General features: G+C 59.5%; 1 protein-coding gene. It reads right to left on the bottom strand.

From position 1 onward, the window contains the following. A partial coding sequence (locus tag ACYQ6T_RS10670; RefSeq protein WP_459830685.1) for an ISAs1 family transposase occupies window positions 1-993 on the bottom strand: 993 nt, incomplete at its 3' end. Window positions 994-1,120: the final 127 nt, after the last annotated feature.

The raw sequence follows: 1,120 nt of genomic DNA, 5'->3' as shown, positions 1-1,120 counted from the left end.
TAGCGCCGCGAAGTTATGCGGCGCGTTGTCTTTACGCACCCGGCAATCATCCTCACGGAACGTGACATCGAGCACCCAATGAAGACTATTCTCAATGGCCCAGTGACTGCGTGCCGCCTGGGCAAAGGCTTGTGCGCTCGTCACGCCTCGACTGCCGATGTAGAAGGCGCGCTCACGGGAAACGACGCCATTGATCTCCCGCTCTCGCTCGATCATGCCGATGCCGGCGAGTTTGGGCCAGCGCGCCCGTAGGGGCTTATCCAGCCAGGTGAGGTCGGTCACCCACAGCGCCCGCCGGGTTTCGATGCGGCCGTGATCCTTCTCGATCGTCTCATAACACTCCACCGGCAAGCGGCCAAAGCCTCTCTCCTCCCCGTCGGCAAAGAACTCCCGCAAGGCCGTTGCCAGCGTTTCCTGGTTATCCTTGACCGCTAAGAGGTAGTCCCCGCCCCGGTCGAGAATCTTCTGAGCAATCTCGGTTTGGCAACCGATGGCGTCGATCGTGACGATGCACCCCTTGAGCGAGAGGGTATCGAGCAGCGCCTTGATCGCGGCAATCTCGTTGCCCTTGCCGCGGGTATGCTCCTGCGCCAGGCACAGGCCGCTTGCTGTGGCGTAGGCGCTGATGGTGTGCAGTGCGTTATTGCAGCCATCTCGCGAACCGCAGACGGTCTTGCCATCGATGGCAACGACCCCGCGCACAACACCCACGAGACTGCTGATCCACTCGCGAAAACAGGCTTCGAACACCCGGGCATCAAGCAGACGGAACACCCGGCTGAAGGTGTCATGGGACGGTGTGCCATGCGCAAGTACCAGGTAGCGCTTGAGCCAGGCTTCGTTGTCCTCAGCCCATTCGGCCACATCAACCCAGCTGTCTGCTCCGCACAGCACCGCACAGAGTGCTATCACGATCATTTCGATCAGATCGTGCCGTTTGGCCGGACCTGTGCGCGGGTCCGGCAAGCAAGCAAAGATTTCGATCAGTGTCATTTCTACTCCCGACAAAAATCGAGAGTAGACCCGATTCGCTCAGGGTTTACAAGCCCCCGTCATAATCCTTTGTCCGTGAACACTTTTCTTCATCAGGCCTGTGAGAATTCCAAATGCGATTGCCCTG

The organism is Hydrogenophilus islandicus (assembly GCF_054657095.1).
This window is presented reverse-complemented; position numbering and strand designations above follow the sequence as displayed.